Annotated in this window: 21 protein-coding genes; 16 read left to right on the top strand and 5 right to left on the bottom strand. The window is 69.5% G+C overall.

The features are described from left to right. Positions 1-144: 144 nt before the first annotated feature. A complete protein-coding gene (locus OU415_RS31355) occupies positions 145-990 on the top strand; it encodes a VOC family protein (protein ID WP_270953084.1) in 846 nt (281 codons plus the stop codon). A gap of 329 nt (positions 991-1,319) precedes the next feature. Here the strand turns inward: OU415_RS31355 and OU415_RS31360 are convergent, their stop codons facing one another. Next, positions 1,320-2,210: a RecB family exonuclease gene (locus OU415_RS31360; protein ID WP_270953085.1), complete on the bottom strand. Its 891-nt coding sequence runs from the start codon at positions 2,208-2,210 to the stop codon at positions 1,320-1,322. Positions 2,211-2,298: 88 nt separating this feature from the next. Between OU415_RS31360 and OU415_RS31365 the strand changes: the two genes are divergently transcribed. Beyond that, entirely contained in the window at positions 2,299-3,438 is a 1,140-nt protein-coding gene (locus tag OU415_RS31365; RefSeq protein ID WP_270953087.1) for a site-2 protease family protein, read from the top strand. A gap of 177 nt (positions 3,439-3,615) precedes the next feature. Further along, the gene (locus tag OU415_RS31370; RefSeq protein WP_270953089.1) at positions 3,616-4,449 is read left to right on the top strand and encodes a tRNA (adenine-N1)-methyltransferase; all 834 of its coding nucleotides are present in this window, start codon (positions 3,616-3,618) and stop codon (positions 4,447-4,449) included. Positions 4,450-4,514: 65 nt separating this feature from the next. On the opposite strand, the gene OU415_RS31375 is transcribed toward OU415_RS31370, so the two are convergent. Both OU415_RS31375 and OU415_RS31380 read right to left on the bottom strand, forming a co-directional pair. Further along, positions 4,515-5,273 (bottom strand): Rv0361 family membrane protein, encoded by a 759-nt coding sequence (locus tag OU415_RS31375; protein ID WP_270953091.1) that lies wholly within the window; start codon positions 5,271-5,273, stop codon positions 4,515-4,517. Between the two features lie 37 nt (positions 5,274-5,310). Continuing rightward, a complete protein-coding gene (locus OU415_RS31380) occupies positions 5,311-5,964 on the bottom strand; it encodes an Rv0361 family membrane protein (protein WP_270953092.1) in 654 nt (217 codons plus the stop codon). A 528-nt stretch (positions 5,965-6,492) separates the two neighbouring features. Between OU415_RS31380 and arc the strand changes: the two genes are divergently transcribed. Both arc and OU415_RS31390 read left to right on the top strand, forming a co-directional pair. Then, positions 6,493-8,283: a proteasome ATPase gene (gene arc, locus OU415_RS31385; RefSeq protein WP_270953093.1), complete on the top strand. Its 1,791-nt coding sequence runs from the start codon at positions 6,493-6,495 to the stop codon at positions 8,281-8,283. A gap of 79 nt (positions 8,284-8,362) precedes the next feature. Further along, complete coding sequence (locus OU415_RS31390; RefSeq protein WP_270953095.1) at positions 8,363-9,313, top strand: aldo/keto reductase; 951 nt, start codon at positions 8,363-8,365, stop codon at positions 9,311-9,313. 68 nt (positions 9,314-9,381) lie between these two features. Here OU415_RS31390 and OU415_RS31395 read toward each other — a convergent pair whose 3' ends face one another. Then, a complete protein-coding gene (locus OU415_RS31395) occupies positions 9,382-9,891 on the bottom strand; it encodes an NUDIX hydrolase (RefSeq protein ID WP_270953096.1) in 510 nt (169 codons plus the stop codon). Positions 9,892-10,019: 128 nt separating this feature from the next. Between OU415_RS31395 and dop the strand changes: the two genes are divergently transcribed. The 5 genes from dop (at position 10,020) to pafA (ending at position 15,336) form a co-directional block, all read left to right on the top strand. Then, positions 10,020-11,519 (top strand): depupylase/deamidase Dop, encoded by a 1,500-nt coding sequence (gene dop / locus OU415_RS31400; protein ID WP_270953097.1) that lies wholly within the window; start codon positions 10,020-10,022, stop codon positions 11,517-11,519. Positions 11,520-11,680: 161 nt separating this feature from the next. After that, complete coding sequence (locus OU415_RS31405; protein WP_010310552.1) at positions 11,681-11,872, top strand: ubiquitin-like protein Pup; 192 nt, start codon at positions 11,681-11,683, stop codon at positions 11,870-11,872. Positions 11,873-11,985: 113 nt separating this feature from the next. Then, the gene (prcB, locus tag OU415_RS31410) at positions 11,986-12,831 is read left to right on the top strand and encodes a proteasome subunit beta (protein ID WP_270953099.1); all 846 of its coding nucleotides are present in this window, start codon (positions 11,986-11,988) and stop codon (positions 12,829-12,831) included. Between the two features lie 50 nt (positions 12,832-12,881). Next, on the top strand, positions 12,882-13,634 hold the full coding sequence (gene prcA / locus OU415_RS31415; protein ID WP_270953100.1) for a proteasome subunit alpha: 753 nt from the start codon (positions 12,882-12,884) through the stop codon (positions 13,632-13,634). Positions 13,635-13,977: 343 nt separating this feature from the next. Beyond that, positions 13,978-15,336: a Pup--protein ligase gene (pafA, locus tag OU415_RS31420; protein WP_270953101.1), complete on the top strand. Its 1,359-nt coding sequence runs from the start codon at positions 13,978-13,980 to the stop codon at positions 15,334-15,336. Between the two features lie 50 nt (positions 15,337-15,386). Here pafA and OU415_RS31425 read toward each other — a convergent pair whose 3' ends face one another. Then, entirely contained in the window at positions 15,387-16,082 is a 696-nt protein-coding gene (locus OU415_RS31425; protein ID WP_270953102.1) for an SDR family oxidoreductase, read from the bottom strand. 206 nt (positions 16,083-16,288) lie between these two features. Here OU415_RS31425 and OU415_RS31430 point away from each other — a divergent pair, with 206 nt between their 5' ends. The 6 genes from OU415_RS31430 (at position 16,289) to OU415_RS31455 (ending at position 20,781) form a co-directional block, all read left to right on the top strand. Then, positions 16,289-17,278: a helix-turn-helix transcriptional regulator gene (locus tag OU415_RS31430; protein ID WP_270953103.1), complete on the top strand. Its 990-nt coding sequence runs from the start codon at positions 16,289-16,291 to the stop codon at positions 17,276-17,278. Then, a complete protein-coding gene (locus tag OU415_RS31435; protein WP_270953105.1) occupies positions 17,275-18,246 on the top strand; it encodes a helix-turn-helix transcriptional regulator in 972 nt (323 codons plus the stop codon). The genes OU415_RS31430 and OU415_RS31435 overlap by 4 nt, the downstream gene beginning before the upstream one ends. 18 nt (positions 18,247-18,264) lie before the next feature. Further along, positions 18,265-18,465: a bacteriophage holin gene (locus OU415_RS31440; RefSeq protein WP_270953106.1), complete on the top strand. Its 201-nt coding sequence runs from the start codon at positions 18,265-18,267 to the stop codon at positions 18,463-18,465. 81 nt (positions 18,466-18,546) lie between these two features. Beyond that, positions 18,547-18,819 carry a Sec-independent protein translocase subunit TatA gene (tatA, locus tag OU415_RS31445; RefSeq protein WP_270953107.1) on the top strand — a complete coding sequence of 91 codons (273 nt, stop codon included), beginning with the start codon at positions 18,547-18,549 and terminating at the stop codon, positions 18,817-18,819. A gap of 32 nt (positions 18,820-18,851) precedes the next feature. Beyond that, positions 18,852-19,790, top strand: coding sequence for a twin-arginine translocase subunit TatC (tatC, locus tag OU415_RS31450; RefSeq protein ID WP_270953115.1), 939 nt, complete (start codon positions 18,852-18,854; stop codon positions 19,788-19,790). Positions 19,791-19,902: 112 nt separating this feature from the next. Then, positions 19,903-20,781: a diacylglycerol/lipid kinase family protein gene (locus tag OU415_RS31455; protein ID WP_270953108.1), complete on the top strand. Its 879-nt coding sequence runs from the start codon at positions 19,903-19,905 to the stop codon at positions 20,779-20,781. The last annotated feature ends 36 nt before the right edge of the window (positions 20,782-20,817 follow it).

Here is a 20,817-nt window from a genome sequence, read left to right on the forward strand (position 1 = left end):
CCCCCCCCCACGTTTCGTCCTGTTTGTCCGTTCGTGTCGCCGGATCGCAACCCCCTCCGATCCGGGCGCTGATCAAGTCCGCGCGTCGAACGCGGATAATGAACCGGGCGAACGATCTTGGACGAGACGGTGGGGGTGAATCGAATGGCCGTCGTGGTACCGGGCAAGACCCCGCCTCGGTGGGAGCTGTACGAGGGGATGCCCTGCTGGATAGAGCTGATCACCACGGACCTGGACCGGGCCCGTGAGTTCTACGCGGGCCTGTTCGACTGGGAGTACCGCACGCACACGGATCCGGTCTCCGGCGAGCACGTGATCGCGCTGCGCGAGGGCTTCCCGGTGGCGAGCCTGCGCGCCGCCTCCGGTGACCAGTCCACGTGGCGCCTGTACCTCGCCGCGGCGGACTGCGAGCAGACCGCCGCGCACGCGCAGGAACTCGGCGCAGTGCTGACGGTGCCGATCAACCACGTTCCGGACCTGGGCACCAAGGCGGCGCTGGTGGGGCCCGCCGACGCCGAGTTCGGCCTGCTGCAACCCGAGGAGTCCTGGCAGTTCGACGTCGGGCTGCCCGGCACCCTGATGTGGGCCGAGCTGGTCACCATCAAGGCGCAGACCGCGGACCACTTCTTCCAGGAGCTCTTCGGCTACACCGCGGAGAAGTTCGGCACCGAGAACCGCTCGGACTACTCGGTCTGGTACCTCGGCGACGAATCCGTGCTGGCCAGGGTGAGCATGATCCGCGAGCACATCACCGAGAGCACCCACCCGCACTGGCTGCTCTACCTCGGGGTGGACGAGAACGTCGGCACCGACGAGCTGGTCCGCAAGGCGATCGGCCTGGGCGGCCGGGTCCGGGTGGACCCCTACGACTCCAGCATCGGCCGGGTCTCGGTCCTGCGGGACCCCACCGGAGCCCGCTTCGCGGTCATCGACCAAACCCAGGCCGGCGACTACGGCACGGCAGCCAACTACGACCCCTACGAGGACTGATCCACCCGCAAATTCCATTGAGGTTTTCCAGGCTCGTTTTGCGTGGCGGTGCGGGTGGCGGAACCTCAGACGCCGCCTGGCTGCGGGATCCCGTTTTTATGTATGTCCAATACACGGCTAACGGGCTGTCCTCGCCAGGCGACGTCTGAGAACCCGCGGCGGTGCGAGTTGCGAGGGTGGGCCCGAAAGCGCCTGCCGGCGCTTGGCGGCCCCTTGGCAGGTCGTCGTGCTCGGTCGTCGCGGCTGCGGTCATCGACCAGGATCAAAATTCCATTGAAATCGGGCATCCGATTTCAATGGAATTTGCGTTGGGACGGCGGAACCGGGGGTCAGTCGGTGCGGTCGAGGACGGACTCGTCGCCCGGGTTCGGTTCCGGCCAGCCGGGGTAGGGCGGGGGAGTTCCGCCGAAGGCCGGGCAGAGCGGCTTGTGATCGCAGTAGTCGCACAGGCGGCTCGGGTTCGGGCGGAAGTCGCCGGTCTTGCCCGCGCGCAGGATCGCCTGCCAGATCGCCTCCAGCGTCCGCTCGAAGCGGCGCAGCTCGGTCTCGTCCGGCGCGTAGGCCAGGCGCTGCTTGCTGGCCAGGTACATCAGCAGCAGCTGGCGCGGGATCTCACCGCGGGTGCGCCACAGCACCAAGGCGTAGAACTTCATCTGGAACATCGCCTTGGCCTCGCCGATCTCCCGCGGCGCGGCGCCGGTCTTGTAGTCGACCAGCCGGATCTCGCCGGTCGGCGCGACGTCGACCCGGTCGATGAACCCGCGCAGCAGCACCCCGGAGTCCAGCTCGGTCTCCACCCGCAGCTCGCAGGCCTCCGGCTCCAGCCGCTGCGGGTCTTCCAGCTCGAAGTAGGCGTCCAGCAGCGAGGTCGCCGATTTGAGCCAGCTCGCCAGCTCGGGGTCGTCCGGCCCGTCGAACAGCTCGGCCAGTTCCGGCTGCTGCTCCTGCAGCTCGGCCCAGGCCGGTTCGAGCAGCGCACGCGCCTGCTCCGGGTCGCGCTGCTCGGTCGGCAGCGCGTACAGCCGCTCCAGCACCGAGTGCACCACGGTGCCGCGCACCTGCGCCCTGGTCGGGGTCTCCGGCAGCCGGTCGACCGCGCGGAAGCGGTACAGCAGCGGGCACTGCTTGAAATCGCTGGCGCGCGACGGCGACAGGGCCGGACGTCTGGTCCCGCGCTCCTGGACCGCGCCGCTTGCTGCTGTTCCCACCGGTTCCGCCATGGGCAGGAACCCTAATCGAGCCGTCCGACACGCGATCAGGCAAGTGCGGATGACATCCGCCTCACAGCGGGGGTACTACCCTGCGCGCATGCCACCGACCGCATCCCCGCCTGCCCGGCCGAAGCTCAACGACGGTGGGTTGCTGCTGTGCCGGGTCGCCGGGGTGCCCGTGATGCTGTCCCCGTCCTGGTGGCTGGGCGCGGCGCTGATCGTGCTGCTCTACACGCCGCTGGTGGGCAGGATCCTGCCGGGCGCGGGCGTGTGGGAGAGCGCGGTGCTCGCCGCGGTGTTCACGGTGTTCCTCGCGGTCTCGGTGCTGCTCCACGAACTGGGGCACTGCCTGGTCGCCCTGCGGCTCGGTCTGCCGGTGCGCAGGGTCCGGTTGTTCCTGCTCGGCGGCCTGACCGAGATCTCCAGAACGCCGCCCAAGCCCACCCAGGAGGGGCTGATCGCGGCCGCGGGACCAGCGGTGTCGCTGGTGCTGGCGGTGGCCACCGGCATCGGCTGGTTCGCGATGGTGCCGGGCGGGGCGATCTGGCTGCTGGTGGTGCAGACCTGCGTGGCGAACCTCGCGGTCGCGGTGTTCAACCTGCTGCCCGGCCTGCCGCTGGACGGCGGGCGGATGCTGCGCGCGCTGACCTGGCGGGTCACCGGCAGGCGCAGCGTCGGCACCACGGCCGGCGTGATCGGGGCGGGAGTGGTGGCGGCGGCGCTGATCATCTGGGCGCTGGTGGGCCTGATCCAGGACGCGCAGGACGAGTGGCTGCGACTGGGCGTGTGCCTGCTGATGGCGTGGTTCGTGGTGGCGGGGGCCAACGCCGAGCGGACCGCGGAGCAGCGCACGAGCTGGCCGCCCGGGCTGGCGCTGAGCGACCTGGTGCGCCCGGTCCTGCAGCTCCCGGCGGAGAGCCCGGTGGGCGATGCGCTGGTGGCCGCGGCCGGCCGCGGAGTGGTGCTGGTGCGCGCGGACGGCATCGCGGTGGGCCTGCTGGACCAGACCGCGGCCGAGCGGTTGGCCACCCACGCGCCGAACGAGCCCGCCGAACGCGCGGCCGAACCGGTCGACCCGGACACGATCCTGCTCGACAGCGAGTCGCCGGAGGCGATCCTGGAGCGCGTGCAGACGGTCCTGGCCTGGCAGTTCCTGGTGATCGACGAGGAAGGCCGCCCCAGCGGCGTCCTCCGCCGCGAAGACCTCCGAGCCGCACTGCGCGCCCGCCGCAACTGAGAACCGCGCGCCCGTTTCCGCTGGTGGCGGGTCGTGAGCACTTTGAGGTGCCATAGCGCCCCAAAATGCTCACGACACTTGACCAGCGGAAACGGAGCGCCGGAAGCCGCTCCTCGAGGTCGTCCGACCCTCTGCGACGATGGTGTGCTGTACCAGCGGCGAGAAGGTAGGCAGCAGTTGAGCAGCACCGTCAGCGGTGAGTTTCGGCCCGGAGACCGGGTGCAGTTGACCGACCCCAAGGGGCGGAAGTACACGGTCGTGCTGGAGCCGGGAGGGGAGTACCACACGCACCGCGGCGCGTTGGCGCACGACGACCTGCTCGGCAAGCCCGAGGGATCGGTGGTGACCTCGGCCGGCGGCACGTCGTTCCTGGCCCTGCGCCCGCTGCTGTCCGACTACGTGCTGTCCATGCCGCGCGGCGCCCAGGTCATCTACCCCAAGGACGCCGCCCAGATCCTGATGTGGGGCGACATCCGCCCGGGCGCGCGGGTGCTGGAGGCCGGAGCGGGCTCGGGCGCGTTGAGCTGCTCGCTGCTGCGCGCGGTCGGCTCCGAGGGCAGCGTGACCTCCTACGAGGTCCGCGAGGACCACCTCGAGCACGCCGAGCGCAACGTGAAGCGCTTCTTCGGCGAGAAGCCGGACAACTGGACGCTGACCCTGGGCGACCTCAAGGACTACGACGGCGAGCAGGTCGACCGCGTGGTGCTGGACATGCTCGCCCCGTGGGAGGTCCTGGACAAGGTCCACGAGAAGCTGGTCCCCGGTGGCGTCCTGGTGGTGTACGTGGCGACCACGACCCAGCTCTCCCGCGTCACCGAAGCGATCCGCGAACAGCAGAACTGGACCGAGCCCCAGGCCTGGGAAACCCTCATCCGCCCCTGGCACGTGGTCGGCATGGCGGTCCGCCCGGAACACCGGATGGTCGCCCACACGGCATTCCTCCTCGTCACCCGCCGCCTCGCGGACGACGTAACCCCACCCCGAGTCCAACGCCGCCCCAGCAAGGGCTGAAAACCCAAAGCAAAACGGCCCGTCCCGGATTTCCGGGGCGGGCCGTTCTGTTGATCGGGTGGCTGTCAGCAGAGCTTCCACTCGCCGTTCTCGACGACCATCTTGAACTCTTCGTCGATCGGCTGGGACTCGTTGATCTGCCGGCCCATGAGCTCCATGTTGAAGGTCATCTTGCCGTTGACCTTGGCGGTCGCGGTGTTGTCGCCGTTCTCCTTGACCTCGCCCAAGGTCATCTCGAACTTCAGGCCGTCGATCATCTTCTTGACGTCGGCGTCGGACATGCCCAGCTCCTTGAGATCGCCGAGCTGGCCGCCCTTGCCCTCCATGGTGTCGATGATCTCCTGGAACTGCTCCTTGTCCTTCTGGCAAGCCATCGTCTGGAGCGTCGCGAAGTCCTTCGCGTTGATCGCGTCGATACCTGCCTGCGCAGTGTTGCGCGGGTCGCCGGGGCCGCCGGTGAAGACCACGACCAGGACGATGACCAGGCCGATCACCAGGAGGCCGCCCACGCCGCCGAGGATCCAGGGGAGGGGGGACTTCTTCTTCGGCGGCTCGAAGCCCTGCTGGCCGTACGGCGAGGTCGGCGGGTACGGGGGCTGGCCACCGAAGCCCGCCTGCTGCTGGGGGCCGCTGGGCGGGAACTGGCCGCCCGGCTGCTGGCCGAAGCCCTGCTGCGGGCCGCTCGGCGGGTACTGGCCGCCTGGCTGCGGCTGACCCGGCTGCTGCGGGTACTGGCCGCCGGGCTGGGGACCGCTGGGCGGGTACTGGCCGCCCGGCTGCTGGCCCCAGCCACCCTGGCCGGGTTGCTGCGGTGGGTACGTCACGTCTTGTCCCCCTCGTTCGATTTGTTCGGTTGTGAGATCACTGGTCGAGCTGGCAGATCTTCCACTCGCCGTCTTCGACCTTGAGCGTCATGGTCTGGTCGACCGGGTGGGTCTTGCCCTCGGCGTCGTAGGTGCCGGTCAGCTTCGCGGTGGCCGATTCGCCACGCTCCGTGACCTGGCCGAGCTCGACCTTGAACTTCCACTGCTCGAGCTGGTCCAGGGCCTGGTTGAGCTCGGCCTTGTTGGACTCGCACAGCAGTCCGCGGACGCTCTTGAAGTCGTGGGCGTTGACCTTGGTCACGAGCTCCTGGGCGACCGGCTTGGCCTCGCCCGGCCCGCTGGCCAGCCAGAAGTACGCGCCGACGACGCCGCCGGCGAGGACGACGAGCACCCCGACCAGGCCGAGGATCAGCGGCAGCTTCGACTTCTTCTTCTGCGGTGGTTCGACGTCGGCGAAACCGTTGGGCTCCTGGAGCCAGGAACCGGGGCCGAACTCGCTGCCCCACTGCGGGGGCATGGGCGCCTGCTGCTGCTGATCCGGCCCCTGCTGGCCCCAGCCGGTGTGCTGGTTGCCGTAGAAGGCGGGCTGCTGCTGCGGGGTTTCCGAAGGTCCCTGCGGCGGGAACCCGTTGCCCGCGGGTTGCTGCTGGCCCCACCCGCCCTGTCCAGGCTGCTGCGGCGGATAGGTCATGGACTCCTCCCCGGAGGTCTGCGTCGTGCTGCTGGCCGTCTGCGCGGCGGCCGTAAGTAGATCAGAGCGCGCAGCGCGACGTGCACGGAGTGGACTTTTCGGCGCCGAATCGTCATGGGCGCCTCACCGGTGGGAAGTGGCCGGAGATGCCGGTTGTTCCAAATGATGGGAGAAGTTCACGGTGTTCCGACCGGGCCCCCGGGGTAACGCCACCCGGTTGCCGGAGTCGTTAACCCGGATGCCGGTCGGCGGGCGCGATCCGTGCGGTGCAACGGAAAACCGGTGCTGGTGGGGGGCCTCGGGCACCGCGCGGGCCGCTGCGCAACGTATCGATCGGACCATGATCGTCGACGCACCGTGTCCGTCCCGATCAGCTCACCGCCGACCCACTGGCACCAACCTGCTCCACTTCGTGGGTATTCGCGGATTTTTGTGGCACGCTGGGCGATCCGGCGGACATTCACGACGCCGCCGTCGTCGGTGATCGCCGGTACCGTGGTGGTACGAGCACGGGAGGAGGGTGCCGACATGCAGCACGACCGTCCCGGCAGCCGGCCAGAGGAGGGCGGCGAGCAGTACAGCGGTGGCACTGCAGAACTCCGCAGCCAGATCCGTCTCCTGGAGGACGAGGTTGCACTGCTGCGCCGCAGGCTCAACGAGTCGCCCCAACAGGTCCGATTGCTGGAAAAGCGGCTGGCCGAGGCATCCGAGAGAGTGAGTCAGCTCACCGAACGGAACGGCAAGCTCACCGAGACCCTGAAGGAAGCGCGGGGCCAGCTGATGGCGCTGCGCGAAGAAGTCGACCGACTCGCCCAGCCCCCCAGCGGGTACGGGGTGTTCCTCAACCGCTTCGAGGACGGAACGGTCGACGTGTTCACGTCTGGTCGCAAGATGCGGGTGGCGGTGTCACCCAACGTCGAGACGGAGGAACTGAGACTGGGCCAGTCAGTGCGCCTCAACGAGGCACTGACCGTGGTGGAGGCTGGTGCGTTCGAGCAAACCGGTGAGGTCTGCACCTTCCGGGAGCTCCTGTCCAGCGGTGCCGGGGAGAGCCCCCGCGCGCTGGTCCTGGGCCACACCGACGAGGAACGCGTGGTGTGGGTGACCGAGCCGCTGGCGGCCTCCGGGCTCAAGGCGGGCGACTCGGTGCTGGTCGACAGCAAAGCCGGGTATGCCTACGACGTGGTGCCCAAGGCTGAGGTCGAAGACCTCGTGCTCGAGGAGGTGCCCGACGTCGGCTACCAGGACATCGGTGGCCTGTCCGGGCAGATCGAGCAGATCCGCGACGCCGTGGAACTGCCGTTCCTGCACTCCGACCTCTACATCGAGTACCAGCTCCGGCCACCCAAGGGCGTGCTGCTCTACGGCCCGCCGGGCTGCGGCAAGACGCTGATCGCCAAGGCCGTGGCCAACTCGCTGGCCAAGCAGGTCGCCGCCGCGCGCGGGGACGACGATGGTCAGGCCAAGTCCTACTTCCTGAACATCAAGGGCCCCGAGCTGCTCAACAAGTTCGTCGGCGAGACCGAGCGGCACATCCGGCTGATCTTCCAGCGGGCGCGGGAGAAGGCCTCCGAGGGCACCCCGGTGATCGTGTTCTTCGACGAGATGGACTCGATCTTCCGGACCCGCGGCAGCGGTGTGTCCTCCGACGTGGAGACCACCATCGTCCCGCAGCTGCTCAGCGAGATCGACGGTGTCGAGGGCCTGGAGAACGTCATCGTCATCGGCGCCTCCAACCGCGAGGACATGATCGACCCGGCGATCCTGCGGCCGGGCCGGCTGGACGTGAAGATCAAGATCGAGCGTCCGGACGCGGAGTCCGCGAAGGACATCTTCTCCAAGTACCTGACCGGGCAGCTGCCGATCCACGAGGAGGACCTCAAGGAGTTCGGCGGGGACAAGTCGGCGTGCGTGGAGGCGATGATCCAGACCACGGTCGAGCGGATGTACGCCGAGACCGACGAGAACCGGTTCCTGGAGGTCACCTACGCCAACGGGGACAAGGAAGTCCTGTACTTCAAGGACTTCAACTCGGGCGCGATGATCCAGAACATCGTGGACCGGGCGAAGAAGGCGGCCATCAAGTCGGTGCTGGAGACCAAGCAGCCGGGTCTGCGGGTGCAGCACCTGCAGGACGCCATCATCGACGAGTTCGCCGAGAACGAGGACCTGCCCAACACCACCAACCCGGACGACTGGGCCCGCATCTCCGGCAAGAAGGGCGAGCGGATCGTCTACATCCGCACCCTGGTCAGCGGGAAGAACCAGGAATCCGGTCGAGCGATAGACACGGCCACCAACACGGGCCAGTACCTGTAAGCGCCGGGCTCGGGGCCGCCATCCGCCAGGTGGCGGCCCCGAGCTGTGCCCGGCGTCGGGAGCGGTTACGTTTCCAGGCATGATCCCCGCGCAGACACCGGTGCAGCGCCTCGGACTCGGACTGGCCGCGCTCGGGCGCCCCGCCTACATCAACGTCGGCCGTTCCGACGTGCTTCCCCAGCAGCGCACCGCGCAGGCGATGCGGGAGCGCACCCGCGGGGTGCTCGACGCCGCCTACGCCAACGGCATCCGGTGGGTGGACACCGCGCGCTCCTACGGCAGCGCGGAGCAGTTCCTCGCCGAGTGGTTGCGCGAGCGCGGCCACGGCGACGTGTCGGTGTCCAGCAAGTGGGGGTACGCCTACGTCGCGCAGTGGCGGATCGAGACCGAGGTGCACGAGGTCAAGGAGCACTCGCTGGAGCGCCTGCGCACGCAGTGGGCGGAGACCCGCACGCTGCTGGGCGACCGCCTCGACCTGTACCAGGTGCATTCGCTGACCGCGAACAGCCCGCTGTTCGACGACATGGCGCTGCAGCACGAGCTCGCCCGCATCCGCGACTCCGGCGTGCACCTGGGCTTCTCCACCAGCGGTGCGGCGCAGGCGGCGACCATCGAGCGCGCCTGGGAGATCGAGGTGGGCGGGCGGCAGCTGTTCTCGGCCGTGCAGTCCACCTGGAACTCGATGGAACCCTCCGCCGGGCCGGCGCTGGCCGAAGCGCACACCGGCGGCTGGCGGGTGCTGGTCAAGGAAACCCTGGCCAACGGCCGCCTCGCGGTCGACCCGCCCCCCGAACTGGCCGAGGTCGCCGAGCGCCACGGGGTGTCGCCGGACGCGGTGGCGATCGCGCACGTCCTGCGCCAGCCCTGGGCGGACGTGGTGCTGCTCGGCCCGGCCAGCGTCGAACAGCTGGAGACGAACCTGGCGGCCTGCCACGTGGAACTCACCGACCGCGACATCCACGCCCTCGACACCCTCCACCGAGACGCGGCCACCTACTGGGGCGAAAGGGCCGAACTCCCCTGGCACTGACCTCCCCGCCGGGGGAATCGAAATTCAATGGAAATCGGACCTTCGATTTCCATTGAACTTGCGTGGTTTCACGGACGGGCGAGCCACTCCCGGGTGAACTGGCGGCCGTCGGGGACGAACGGGAACTGGTCGTCGTCCAGGCGTTCGCGGAGTTCGGACACGGGCATCCACCAGCCTTCGGCTACTTCTTCCGGTTGATGGACTATCGGGCCGTCCCAGCGTGCTTCGTAGACGAAGGCGTGGTAGCGCACCGAACCCGACTCGAAGGTGGAGCGGAACAGGAAGCGCACCGGCGCACCGCGAACGCCCAGCTCCTCGGCGAGTTCGCGCTCCGCGGCGGTGTCCGGGTCCTCGCCCGCTGCGACGACACCGCCCGCCGTGCAGTCGTGCAGTCCGGGGAAGACGTCCTTGGTGTCGGTGCGGCGGTGCACGTAAATGCTCCCGCCGTCGGGGGAGAGCACGAGAACTGCTGTTGCTGCGTGCCAGAGCCCTTCCGCGCGCATGCGGCTCCGGGACGCGCTGCCCACGACACGCCCGAGCGCGTCGTACACGGCCACCTGCTCCTCGTCGGCCTTCATGCCCCGATCGTCGCAGCTGCCCGGCGCAGCACATCCGACGCACCGGTGACGCCGGCGATTCCCACGATTCGACATCCTGTGGCCCGCAGCACTCCGCGCGGTCGGTGATACCCCGTACGCTGCGTGGTATGCGGCGGATCATGGGAACCGAGGTGGAGTACGGCATCGTCGTGCCGGGCGATTCCAGCGCCAACCCGGTGCTGACCTCCACGCACATCGTGCTCGCCTACGCGGCGGCGGCCGACATCCCGCGGGCCAGGCGCGCCCGCTGGGACTACGAGGTCGAATCGCCACTTCGCGACGCCCGCGGCTTCGACCTGAGCGCGGCGGCGCAGCAGCCCAACGGTTCGGACGGCGACGACCTCGGGGCGGCCAACGTCATCCTCACCAACGGTGCGCGGCTCTACGTCGACCACGCGCACCCGGAGTACTCCGCGCCGGAGGTGACCAACCCGCGCGACGCGGTCATCTGGGACAAGGCCGGTGAGCGGGTCATGGAGGAGGCGGCGATCCGGGCGGCCAGCGTGCCCGGCACCGCGCCGATCCAGCTGTACAAGAACAACGTCGACGGCAAGGGCGCCAGCTACGGCACCCACGAGAACTACCTGATGTCGCGCGCCACCCCGTTCACCGCGGTGATCGGCGGTCTGACGCCGTTCTTCGCCTCGCGCCAGGTGATCTGCGGATCGGGTCGCGTCGGCCTCGGGCAGGCGGGGGAGAAGCCGGGGTTCCAGCTCTCCCAGCGCTCGGACTACATCGAGGTCGAGGTCGGCCTGGAGACCACCCTCAAGCGCGGCATCATCAACACCCGCGACGAACCGCACGCCGACGCCGACAAGTACCGGCGGCTGCACGTCATCATCGGTGACGCCAACCTCGCCGAGACCTCCACCTACCTCAAGCTCGGCACCGCGGCGCTGGTGCTGGACATGATCGAGAACGGGCTGCGCTTCGACGACCTGAAGCTGGCCGATCCGGTGCAGGCCGTGCACCTGATCAGCCACGACCCGACGCTGAAGCAGACCGTGGAGCTCGCCGACGGCCGCCGGTTCACCGGACTGGACCTGCAGCGCGCCTACCACGAGCGCGCCGCGCGGTTCCTCGACGAGCACGACGGCGAGCGCGCCGCGCGCGACGTGCTCAGCACCTGGGGCGAGGTGCTGGACATGCTCAGCACCGACCCGATGAGCTGCTCGGACCGGCTGGACTGGCCGGCCAAGCTGCGGTTGATGGAGAGCTACCGCAACCGCGACAACCTGGGCTGGGCCTCGCCGCGGCTGCACATGATCGACCTGCAGTACTCCGACGTGCGCCTGGACAAGGGCCTCTACAACCGGCTGGTCGCGCGCGGCTCGATGAAACGCCTGGTCAGCGAGGACGAGGTCCGCGACGCGGTGACCACGCCGCCGGAGGACACCCGCGCCTACTTCCGCGGGCGCTGCCTGGAGCGCTACCCGGCCGAGGTGGCCGCGGCGTCCTGGGACTCGGTCATCTTCGACCTCGGCCGGGAATCGCTCGTGCGCATCCCGACGTTGGAACCCCTGCGGGGTACCAAGGCCCACGTCGGTGCCCTGCTGGAGGCCGCTGCGAGCGCCGAGGAACTGGTCGACTCGCTGACCAAGGGCTGACCGGACCGGCGGGCGACCACGTTACGTGCACGTCAGGCGGGTGCGAAGATCGCAAAGACCCCCGGCTGGCTGTGGGCCAACGGGTGTTCGGATGGGTAGTGTTCACAGCAGGACGTCCCCACTGCGGGGGAGGTCCGAGAGGTCGACCACCGGGAGGCGAGATGTCCCAGGAAAAGGTTCAGCGGCACGGCGGCGGCGAAGGCGACGAAGAGCAGGGTCCGGAGGCCGCCGGCCAGGAACGCCGCGAAAAGCTCGGCGAGGACGTGGACGCCATCCTGGATGAGATCGACGACGTCCTGGAGGAGAACGCCGAGGACTTCGTCCGCGCTTACGTCCAGAAGGGCGGGCAGTAACCGGACTCGGGCTCCGGGTCGCCTCGCGCGGCCCGGCGCCGTCCGCTGCGCGCCGGATCTTGACTAGAGTGCGTACCAGTCGCAGGCCCTTCGATCGGGAGACGATGTCGCTGATGGAATCGAGCTCGACCCAGTTCCCGGGTCAGGCACTGCCCGCCGCCTACCTCACCCCGGGGTCGTCGTCGTTCACCGACTTTCTCCGGTCCACCACGCCCGAACTGCTGCCCGGCGGCCGGAAGCTGGCCGAGGGGACGGTGGAAGCCCCGCACGGCACCACGATCGTCGCGGTGACCTTCCGCGGCGGTGTGCTGCTGGCCGGTGACCGCCGCGCCACCATGGGCAACCTGATCGCCCAGCGGGACATGGAGAAGCTGTTCGTCACGGACGCTTACTCGGCGGTGGGCATCGCCGGTACCGCGGGCGTGGCGCAGGAGCTCGTCAAGCTGTACGCGGTCGAGCTGGAGCACTACGAGAAGCTCGAAGGTATTTCGCTTTCCTTGGACGGCAAGGCGAACCGGCTGGCCAACATGCTGCGCGGCAACCTCCAGGCCGCCATGCAGGGGCTCGCCGTGGTGCCGCTGTTCGCCGGTTACGACACCGAGGCCGAGGACCCGGAGCGCGCCGGGCGCATCGTGTCCTACGACGTGGTCGGTGGTCGCTACGACGAGATCGCCGGTTACCACGCGGTCGGTTCGGGTTCGCTGTTCGCGAAGTCCGCGCTGAAGAAGCGCTTCGACCCGGACGCCGACCAGGACACCGCGGTGCACGCCGCGGTCGAGGCGCTCTACGACGCCGCCGACGACGATTCGGCCACCGGTGGCCCGGACCTGTCGCGGCGCATCTTCCCGTCGGTCATCACCATCACCGCCGCCGACGGTGCCGTTCGGCTGTCGGAGGAGCAGACCTCCGCGGTCGCCACCGAGGTCGTCAACGGCCGGTTGGAGAACCCCGGCGGCTGAGCCCGCCCCGATCCGACTCGCGAGCAGATTCGAACCAGGAGTGCACAGCCGTGACGATGCCGTTCTACACCTCCCCCGAGCAGTTGATGCGGGAGCGTTCCGAGCTGGCCCGCAAGGGCATCGCTCGGGGGCGCAGCGTGGTGGTGCTCAAGTACGCCGGTGGCGTGCTGTTCGTCGCCGAGAACCCGTCTCCGACGCTGCACAAGGTCGCCGAGATCTACGACCGCATCGGATTCGCGGCGGTGGGCCGCTACAGCGAGTTCGAGGCGCTGCGGGTGGCGGGGGTGCGCATCGCTGACGTGCGCGGGTACTCCTACGACCGCCGCGACGTCACCGGTCGTTCGCTGGCCAACACCTACGCCCAGCACCTGGGTGCCATCTTCACCGAGCAGATCAAGCCGTTCGAGGTGGAGATCTGCGTGGCGGAGGTCGGTTTCACCGCGGAGACCGACCAGCTGTACCGGTTGACCTACGACGGGTCCATCGTGGACGAACCGCAGTACGTGGTGATGGGCGGGCAGGCCGACACGATCACCAGCGCGCTCAAGGACTCCTTCAGCGACGGTCTGGAACTGGCCGACGCGGCGAAGGTGGCGATCGAGGCGCTGTCCTCCGGTGGGGACAGCAACCGGGAACTGGGCGCCGGTCAGCTGGAGGTCGCGGTCCTCGACCGCTCCCGCCCGAACCGGACCTTCCGCCGCATCAAGGGCGCTGCGCTGCAGGCGTTGCTCCCGGAGCAGGAGTCGACTTCGGACGAGTCCGAGGAGTCCGGTTCCGAGGACGGCGAGTCCGCCGGGAAGTAGGGACCTTCGGCGGTTCCGCGAGGAACCGCTGTCGCGGTAGAGCTCCACGAGTGCGGGGCACCGGTCGCCGGTGCCCCGCACTCGTGCTTCCCGCGCCGGTTTCCCCGAACGGCTGCCCGCCAAGCGTTGTCCGGTCGCAACTTCCCCAGCAGTCACAAGATGCTGTGGTCGCCCGAGATTTCTGGTCCCCCCGGTGCCACTGCCGCCGCGGGGCGTGTGCGCTGCTCAGCGGTCCGGTCGGAGACGTCGATGACGCGGTGCAACCGTTTTCGCGACCAAGACACGCCACAGGTGCCCGAACGGCGGACCGCCGCGAAGCGGTGTTTGCGCCTAGTGTGGAGTCATGCAGCGGCGGATCTTCGGCATCGAAACCGAGTTCGGGGTCACCTGCACCTTCCACGGGCAGCGTCGACTGTCCCCGGACGAGGTGGCCAGATACCTGTTCCGACGGGTCGTGTCGTGGGGGCGGTCGTCCAACGTCTTCCTCCGCAACGGGGCCAGGCTCTACCTGGACGTGGGCTCCCACCCGGAGTACGCCACGGCCGAATGCGACGACCTCGTCCAGCTCGTCACGCACGACAAGGCGGGCGAGCGGATCCTGGAGGACCTGCTCATCGACGCCGAGCGGCGGCTGGCCGACGAGGGCATCGGTGGCGACATCTTCCTGTTCAAGAACAACACCGACTCGGCGGGCAACTCCTACGGCTGCCACGAGAACTACCTGGTCGGCCGTTCCGGGGAGTTCTCCCGGATCGCCGACGTGCTGCTGCCGTTCCTGGTGACCCGCCAGCTCATCTGCGGTGCGGGCAAGGTGCTGCAGACCCCGCGCGGCGCGGTGTACTGCCTGTCGCAGCGCGCCGAGCACATCTGGGAGGGCGTCTCCAGCGCGACGACCCGCTCGCGGCCGATCATCAACACCCGCGACGAGCCGCACGCCGACGCCGAGCGCTACCGCCGGCTGCACGTCATCGTCGGCGACTCCAACATGTCCGAGGTGACCACGCTGCTCAAGGTCGGCGCCGCGAACCTGGTGCTGGAGATGGTCGAGCAGGGCGTGCAGTTCCGGGACTTCAGCCTGGACAACCCGATCCGCGCGATCCGGGAGATCAGCCACGACCTGACCGGGCGGCGCACGGTCCGGTTGGCCGGCGGCCGGGAGGCCTCCGCGCTGGACATCCAGCGGGAGTACTACGGCCGGGCGGTCGACCACGTGGCGCGGCGCGGTTCGGACCCGATGACCGAGCGGATCCTGGAGCTGTGGGGCCGGGCGCTGGACGCCATCGAGCAGCAGGACTTCTCGCTGATCGACCGGGAGATCGACTGGGCGATCAAGCACCGGCTGCTGGAGCGCTACCGCGGCAAGCACGGCCTGGAGCTGTCCAGCCCGCGGATCGCCCAGCTGGACCTGGCCTACCACGACATCCGCCGCGGGCGCGGGCTGTTCGACATGCTGCAGCGCAAGGACCTGGTGGACCGGGCCACCGAGGACGGCGAGATCGAGGCGGCCAAGGACACCCCGCCGCAGAGCACCCGGGCGAAGCTGCGCGGTGACTTCATCGCCGCCGCGCAGGCCGCGGGCCGGGACTTCACGGTGGACTGGGTGCACCTCAAGCTCAACGACCAGGCCCAGCGCACGGTCCTGTGCAAAGACCCGTTCCGCGCGGTGGACGACCGGGTCGAGCGCCTCATCAACTCCCTCTGACCCACCGGGTGAAGGGCACCTCCGATCGGCTCGGAGGTGCCCTTCGCGGTTCAGCGCTCTTGGCCGGTGGGGCGGATGATCAGCTCGTTGACGTCGACCGAGGGCGGTTGCTGGAGGGCGTAGAGGGCTGCGTTGGCGATGTCCTCGGCTCGCAGCTTGGGGACGTTCGGGGTGTCCGCGGTCATCTCGGTCTCGACCATGCCCGGTTGGATGAGGGTGACGCGGACGCCGGTGCCCACGCACTCCGCGCGGATGTTCTGGGCCATGCCGGTGACCGCCCACTTCGTCGCGGAGTAGAGGTTCCCGGGGCGCAGGTTGCGGCCCGCGTTGGAGCCGGTCATGAGCAGGTGGCCCTTGGTGCGAGTGAGGGCCGGTAGGGCGGCGCGAGCGGTGATGGCGGCGCCGTAGACGTTGGTGAGGACCATGTCGCGCCACTGCTCGGGGTCGGCACCATCGTTGCCCAGGAACGAGGTCTGCAGGCTGACTCCGGCGTTGGCGAAGACCGCGTCGAGGCGGCCGAAGTGGTCTTCGGCGCGCTGGACGGACTCGGTGAGGTTCGCGTAGTCGGTGACGTCGCAGGGGAGGGCCAGCGCGGTGTCCGCGCCCAGCTCGTCGACCAGCGCGGACAGGGCATCGGTGGAGCGGGCGGTCAGGACGAGGCGGAATCCGGCTTCGGCGGCGGCTCGCGCGGTCGCGGCACCGATGCCGCGCGACGCCCCGGTGATCATCAAGACGCGATCGGTCATGTTCCCAGGGTAGGCGCGGGGTGATCATCGCAAACTATTTTCACGTTCCCTGCGGTTTCAGCGCCGATCGAAGCGAATCGATTTCATGTTGGCGATGACTTCAGCGCTGACCGAAATCAATGTCCCGTGCGAAACATCTGCCCCGCGAGTGATCTGGCGCACCGACCCAAACACATGATCGAATACGGGCGGGATAGAGTTTTCCGGTGGCCACTGTGCGTGCTGAACGCTTGGTGAACCTGGTGCTGTGTCTGCTCTCCACGCGCCAGTACCTCACCGCGGAGCGGATCCGGGCGATCGTGCCGGGCTATGCCGACGCGCCCACTGACGAGGCCTTCTTCCGCACCTTCGAGCGGGACAAGGCAGAGCTGAGGGATCTGGGGATCCCGCTGGAGACCGGTCGCAACTCGGCCTTCGACGCCACTGACGGTTACCGCATCGCGCGGCGCGACTACGAGCTCGGCGACGTCGAACTCGAACCCGACGAGGCCGCCGCCGTGGCGCTGGCGGTCCGGCTGTGGGACGCGCCGGAGCTCACCGCGGCCGCCCGGGGCGCGCTGCTGAAGCTGCGCGCGGCCGGGGTCGACGTCGACGAGCGCGTCTCGTCCGCGGTCGAACCCAAGGTGCGTTCGACCGAGCCCGCGTTCGCGCCGCTGCTGGCGGCGGTGGAGAGCGGCCGGGTCGTGGAGTTCGACTACCGGCGTCCGAGCAGCCCCGACGTGCACCGGCGGACCGTCGAGCCGTGGGGCGTGGTGTCCTGGCGCGGCCGCTGGTACGTCGTCGGGCACGACCGCGACCGGCAAGCGCCGCGGTGCTTCCGGCTGTCCCGGATCCAGGGCAAGGCCAAGGCCGTCGGCCGGGCCGGTCAGGTCCAGCGCCCACCGGACCTCGACCTGCTGCACTTCGTCGCCGGCGAGCAGCGCGAAGCGCCGCCCACCACGCTGGCCCGCGTGTGGGTCGCGGACGGGCGCGCGCAGGGCGCTCGGCGCCGGGCGAAGGTCGTCGACCGCATGGAGCTCGGCGGCGACTGGGGCGACGTGCTGGAGCTCGACCTGCGCTACCCGGAGTCGGCGGCCGGCTGGCTCGCCGGGTACGGGGCGGACGTGGCGGTGCTGGAGCCGGACACGCTGCGCAAGACGATCCACGAGATCCACTTGGACGTGGTGGACCAGGGCGAGGCGGGGGAGCAGTCGTGACCAGTGCGACCGAACGACTGCCGCGCCTGCTGGCGCTGGTGCCCTACCTGCTGAGCCGGCCGGGCATCCCGATCGCCGACGCCGCGGCCGACTTCGGCGTCACCCAGCGGCAGCTGCGCAAGGACCTGGAGCTGCTGTGGATGTGCGGGCTGCCGGGATACGGGCCCGGTGACCTGATCGACCTGTCCTTCGAGAGCGACTCGATCACCGTCACCTACGACGCGGGTATGCGGCGCCCGCTGCGGCTGACCGCGTCGGAGGCCACCGCGCTGCTGGTGGCGCTGCGGGCGCTGGCCGAGACTCCGGGGATCACCGACACCGACGCGGTCCAGCGGGCCCTGGCGAAGGTGGAGAACGCGGTCGGGCAAGCCCGCCCGTCCGGCGTCGTCGTCGGGCTGGAAGGCCGCGAGGGCGCGGTCCGGTCGGGCGTGCGCGGCTCCGTGCAGGACGCGACGACGCGGCGCAGGGCGCTGCGGATCCGCTACTACACGGCCTCCCGCGACGAGATCAGCGAGCGGACCGTGGACCCGATGCGGCTGCTGCTCATCGACGGGCGCAGCTACCTGGAGGCCTGGTGCCGCAGCGCGCAGGGCGTGCGGATGTTCCGGCTGGACCGGATCGACGAGGTCGAGGTGCTCGACGAACCGGCGCAGCCGCCCTCGGAGGCCGAGCCCACCGACGTTTCCGCCGGGCTGTTCCGGCCCGCCCCCGACCAGTCGGTGGCGGAGCTGGAGCTGGAGCCCGACGCGCGCTGGATCGCCGAGTACTACCAGGTGGACGAGCTGGTCGAACTGCCGCACGGGCGGGCGCGGGTGCGGATGCGCTACTCGGACCGCAGCTGGATGAGCCGGTTGCTGCTCGGGCTGGGCGGTCAGGCGCGGGTGCTCAGCCCCGATGATCTCGCCTGTGACGTGCGTCAACGTGCCGAAGACGCGTTGGCACGGGCACGTCACCTCCCGTCCACCTGAGCCCGATACGGTGACCGGGTGCCGTACGTGTGGAGTTTTGTGCTGCTGGGGGCAGGTCTGGTCCTGCTCGTGGTGCTGCTGGTCCGGGCGCTCCGGGAGGTGAACCGGTTCAAGTCCGTGCAGCGGCAGGTCGCCCACGACCTCGCGGACCGCAGCGGCCTGGTGAAGGCGCGCGTCGCCGGGCTCAAGGTGGCGTTCGCCGAACGCCGCCGCAGCTGACGCCGCAATCGGCCCTATTTGTCCCGCCCTGCCGCGCGTACGATGTCGCCCAGCAGGGACATCACGAAAGGTTGTGTTCGGATGGGTTTGCCAGGTGGCTGGGAGCTGATCCTCATCGTCTTGGTCTTGGTGCTGCTCTTCGGCGCCACCAAGCTCCCGCAGATGGCCCGCTCGCTCGGCCAGTCCGCGCGCGTTTTCAAGGCGGAGGCCCGCGGCATGAAGGCCGACGAGGAAGCCGCGAAGAAGGCTGACGAGGACAAGGCCAAGCCGGAGCTGACCTCCGGTGAGTCCAGCACGCCCCCGGTTGCGTCGCCGTCCCCGGTCGACGAGAAGCAGCGCAACGACAAGAACTGACTGAGGACGGAAACAACACGGTGGGTAGTCCACTGCGTCGCTTGAACCCGTTCCGCAAGGAGCGCCGTCGCTGGGGCCGCAGGCACAACCCGGACGGCACCATGACGCTCGTCGATCACCTCTACGAGCTGCGGTACCGGTTGGGCGTTGCCATCGCGGCGGTCGTCGTCGGCGCGATCTTCGGGGTCTGGTGGTTCTCCAACTCGGCCTTCGGGTTGCCCACGCTCAGCGATTTCCTGCTGGAGCCGTACTGCCAGCTGCCGGTGACCCAGCGGTTGAGCCCGAACGGGACCTGCCAGCTGCTGCAGACCGAGCCGTTCGAGATCTTCATGCTGACCCTCAAGGTCGGTGTCGCGGTCGGTGCGGTGCTGTTCAGCCCGGTGTGGCTGTACCAGCTGTGGGCGTTCATCACGCCCGGCCTGTACGCGAAGGAGCGCAAGTTCGCCCGGCTGTTCGTCAGCTGCGCGACCGTGCTGTTCCTGGCCGGTGCGGTGCTGGCGTACTACATCCTGCCGGTGGCGCTGTCGTTCATGTCCGGGTTCGGCGGGGACGCGTTCTTCACCGCGCTCAGCGGCGGCAAGTACATCAGCTTCATGCTGCTCCTCCTGGTGATCTTCGGCGTCAGCTTCGAGCTGCCGCTGGTGCTGGTGATGCTCAACCTCGCCGGGATCGTCAGCTACGACAAGCTCAAGAGCTGGTGGCGCGGCATCGTCTTCGCGCTGTTCGTGTTCGCCGCGATCGCGACGCCGGGCCAGGACCCGTTCTCGATGCTCGCGCTGGCCGCGGCGCTGTGCCTGCTGTTCACCATCGCGATGGTCATCTGCCGGTCCAACGACAAGCGCAAGGCCAAGAAGCTCGCGGCCCAGGGCTTGACCGAGGTCGGCCTCGACGAGGCGTCCCAGATCGACTTCCGCGCCTCGGAACTGGACGTGCAACCGTCCCAGACGCCCAAACACGACGACGTCACCTGACGTTCCTGCCTGACGTGAGCGGCGATGGTCCTTAGAGCGACCATCGCCGCTCACGTCTTTTTCGCCCGAGTCACTGGCCAAGGCGGGGTCGGGTGGGTGAGGATCTTGCCTCGTGCGCTGTGTGCTGTTGATCAATCCTGCGGCCGGTGGTCGGCTCTCCGCGTCGGTCGTCGGCGAAATCGTCGGTCACCTCCGCGCCGTGTGCGATCTCCGGACGGTGATCGCCACCGACGCAGGTGGCGCCGCTGCCGCGGCGAAGCGAGCCGTGGCCGACGGTGCCGACGTGCTCGCCGTGGTCGGTGGTGACGGCATCGCGCACCTGGCGGTGCAGGCGTGCGCCGAGTCCGACACCGCGCTCGCCCTGATCCCGGCCGGCACGGGCAACGACCTGGCGCGGGGACTGGGCGTCCCGCGCGATCCCACCGCTGCCGCCCGGTCCGTCGCGCGGGCGCTGAAGGCGGGGGAGAAGCGGAGCATCGACCTCGGCAAGACGGCGGGCGCGGGCTGGTTCGCGACCGTGCTGTGCGCGGGCTTCGACTCGAGGGTCAACGCGCGGGCGAACCGGATGCGCTGGCCGCGCGGACAGCGCCGCTACGACTTGGCGGTGGTGCGGGAGCTGATCGGGCTGCACTCGATGCCGCTGCGGGTGGAGACCGAGTCCGGCGTCACCGAGCTGGCCGCCACGCTGGTCGCGGTGGGCAACACGGCCTGCTACGGCGGCGGCATCCCGGTCTGCCCGGACGCCGACCCGACCGACGGCCTGCTCGACGTGACCCTGGTCGGCGAGGTGTCCCGCCGCGACTTCGTCAGCATCCTCCCGACCCTGCGCACCGGCCGCCACGTGGACCACCCGGCGGTCACCACGCTCCGAGCCCGCCGCATCCGCCTGGGCGGCGACAACGGCTGGCTGGCCTACGCCGACGGAGAACCCCAAGCCCGCCTCCCCCTGACCATCCGCTCCGCCCCCGACGCGCTGAAGGTCGTGGGCTGACGTTTTGCCTGGTCAGAGCCCGTGAGTACTTTGAGT

The sequence above is a fragment of the Saccharopolyspora oryzae genome, from assembly GCF_027853915.1.
GTDB classification, from domain to species: domain Bacteria; phylum Actinomycetota; class Actinomycetes; order Mycobacteriales; family Pseudonocardiaceae; genus Saccharopolyspora; species Saccharopolyspora oryzae.

Excerpts from the sequence above, each read along its gene's own strand:
- OU415_RS31355 (WP_270953084.1), top strand. The coding sequence starts at position 145 with ATGGCCGTCGTGGTACCGGGCAAGACCCCGCCTCGGTGGGAGCTGTAC.
- OU415_RS31360 (WP_270953085.1), bottom strand. The coding sequence starts at position 2,210 with ATGGCGGAACCGGTGGGAACAGCAGCAAGCGGCGCGGTCCAGGAGCGC.
- OU415_RS31365 (WP_270953087.1), top strand. The coding sequence starts at position 2,299 with ATGCCACCGACCGCATCCCCGCCTGCCCGGCCGAAGCTCAACGACGGT.
- OU415_RS31380 (WP_270953092.1), bottom strand. The coding sequence starts at position 5,964 with ATGACCTATCCGCCGCAGCAGCCTGGACAGGGCGGGTGGGGCCAGCAG.
- arc (WP_270953093.1), top strand. The coding sequence starts at position 6,493 with ATGCAGCACGACCGTCCCGGCAGCCGGCCAGAGGAGGGCGGCGAGCAG.
- OU415_RS31390 (WP_270953095.1), top strand. The coding sequence starts at position 8,363 with ATGATCCCCGCGCAGACACCGGTGCAGCGCCTCGGACTCGGACTGGCC.
- OU415_RS31395 (WP_270953096.1), bottom strand. The coding sequence starts at position 9,891 with ATGAAGGCCGACGAGGAGCAGGTGGCCGTGTACGACGCGCTCGGGCGT.
- dop (WP_270953097.1), top strand. The coding sequence starts at position 10,020 with ATGCGGCGGATCATGGGAACCGAGGTGGAGTACGGCATCGTCGTGCCG.
- OU415_RS31405 (WP_010310552.1), top strand. The coding sequence starts at position 11,681 with ATGTCCCAGGAAAAGGTTCAGCGGCACGGCGGCGGCGAAGGCGACGAA.
- prcB (WP_270953099.1), top strand. The coding sequence starts at position 11,986 with ATGGAATCGAGCTCGACCCAGTTCCCGGGTCAGGCACTGCCCGCCGCC.
- pafA (WP_270953101.1), top strand. The coding sequence starts at position 13,978 with ATGCAGCGGCGGATCTTCGGCATCGAAACCGAGTTCGGGGTCACCTGC.
- OU415_RS31425 (WP_270953102.1), bottom strand. The coding sequence starts at position 16,082 with ATGACCGATCGCGTCTTGATGATCACCGGGGCGTCGCGCGGCATCGGT.
- tatA (WP_270953107.1), top strand. The coding sequence starts at position 18,547 with ATGGGTTTGCCAGGTGGCTGGGAGCTGATCCTCATCGTCTTGGTCTTG.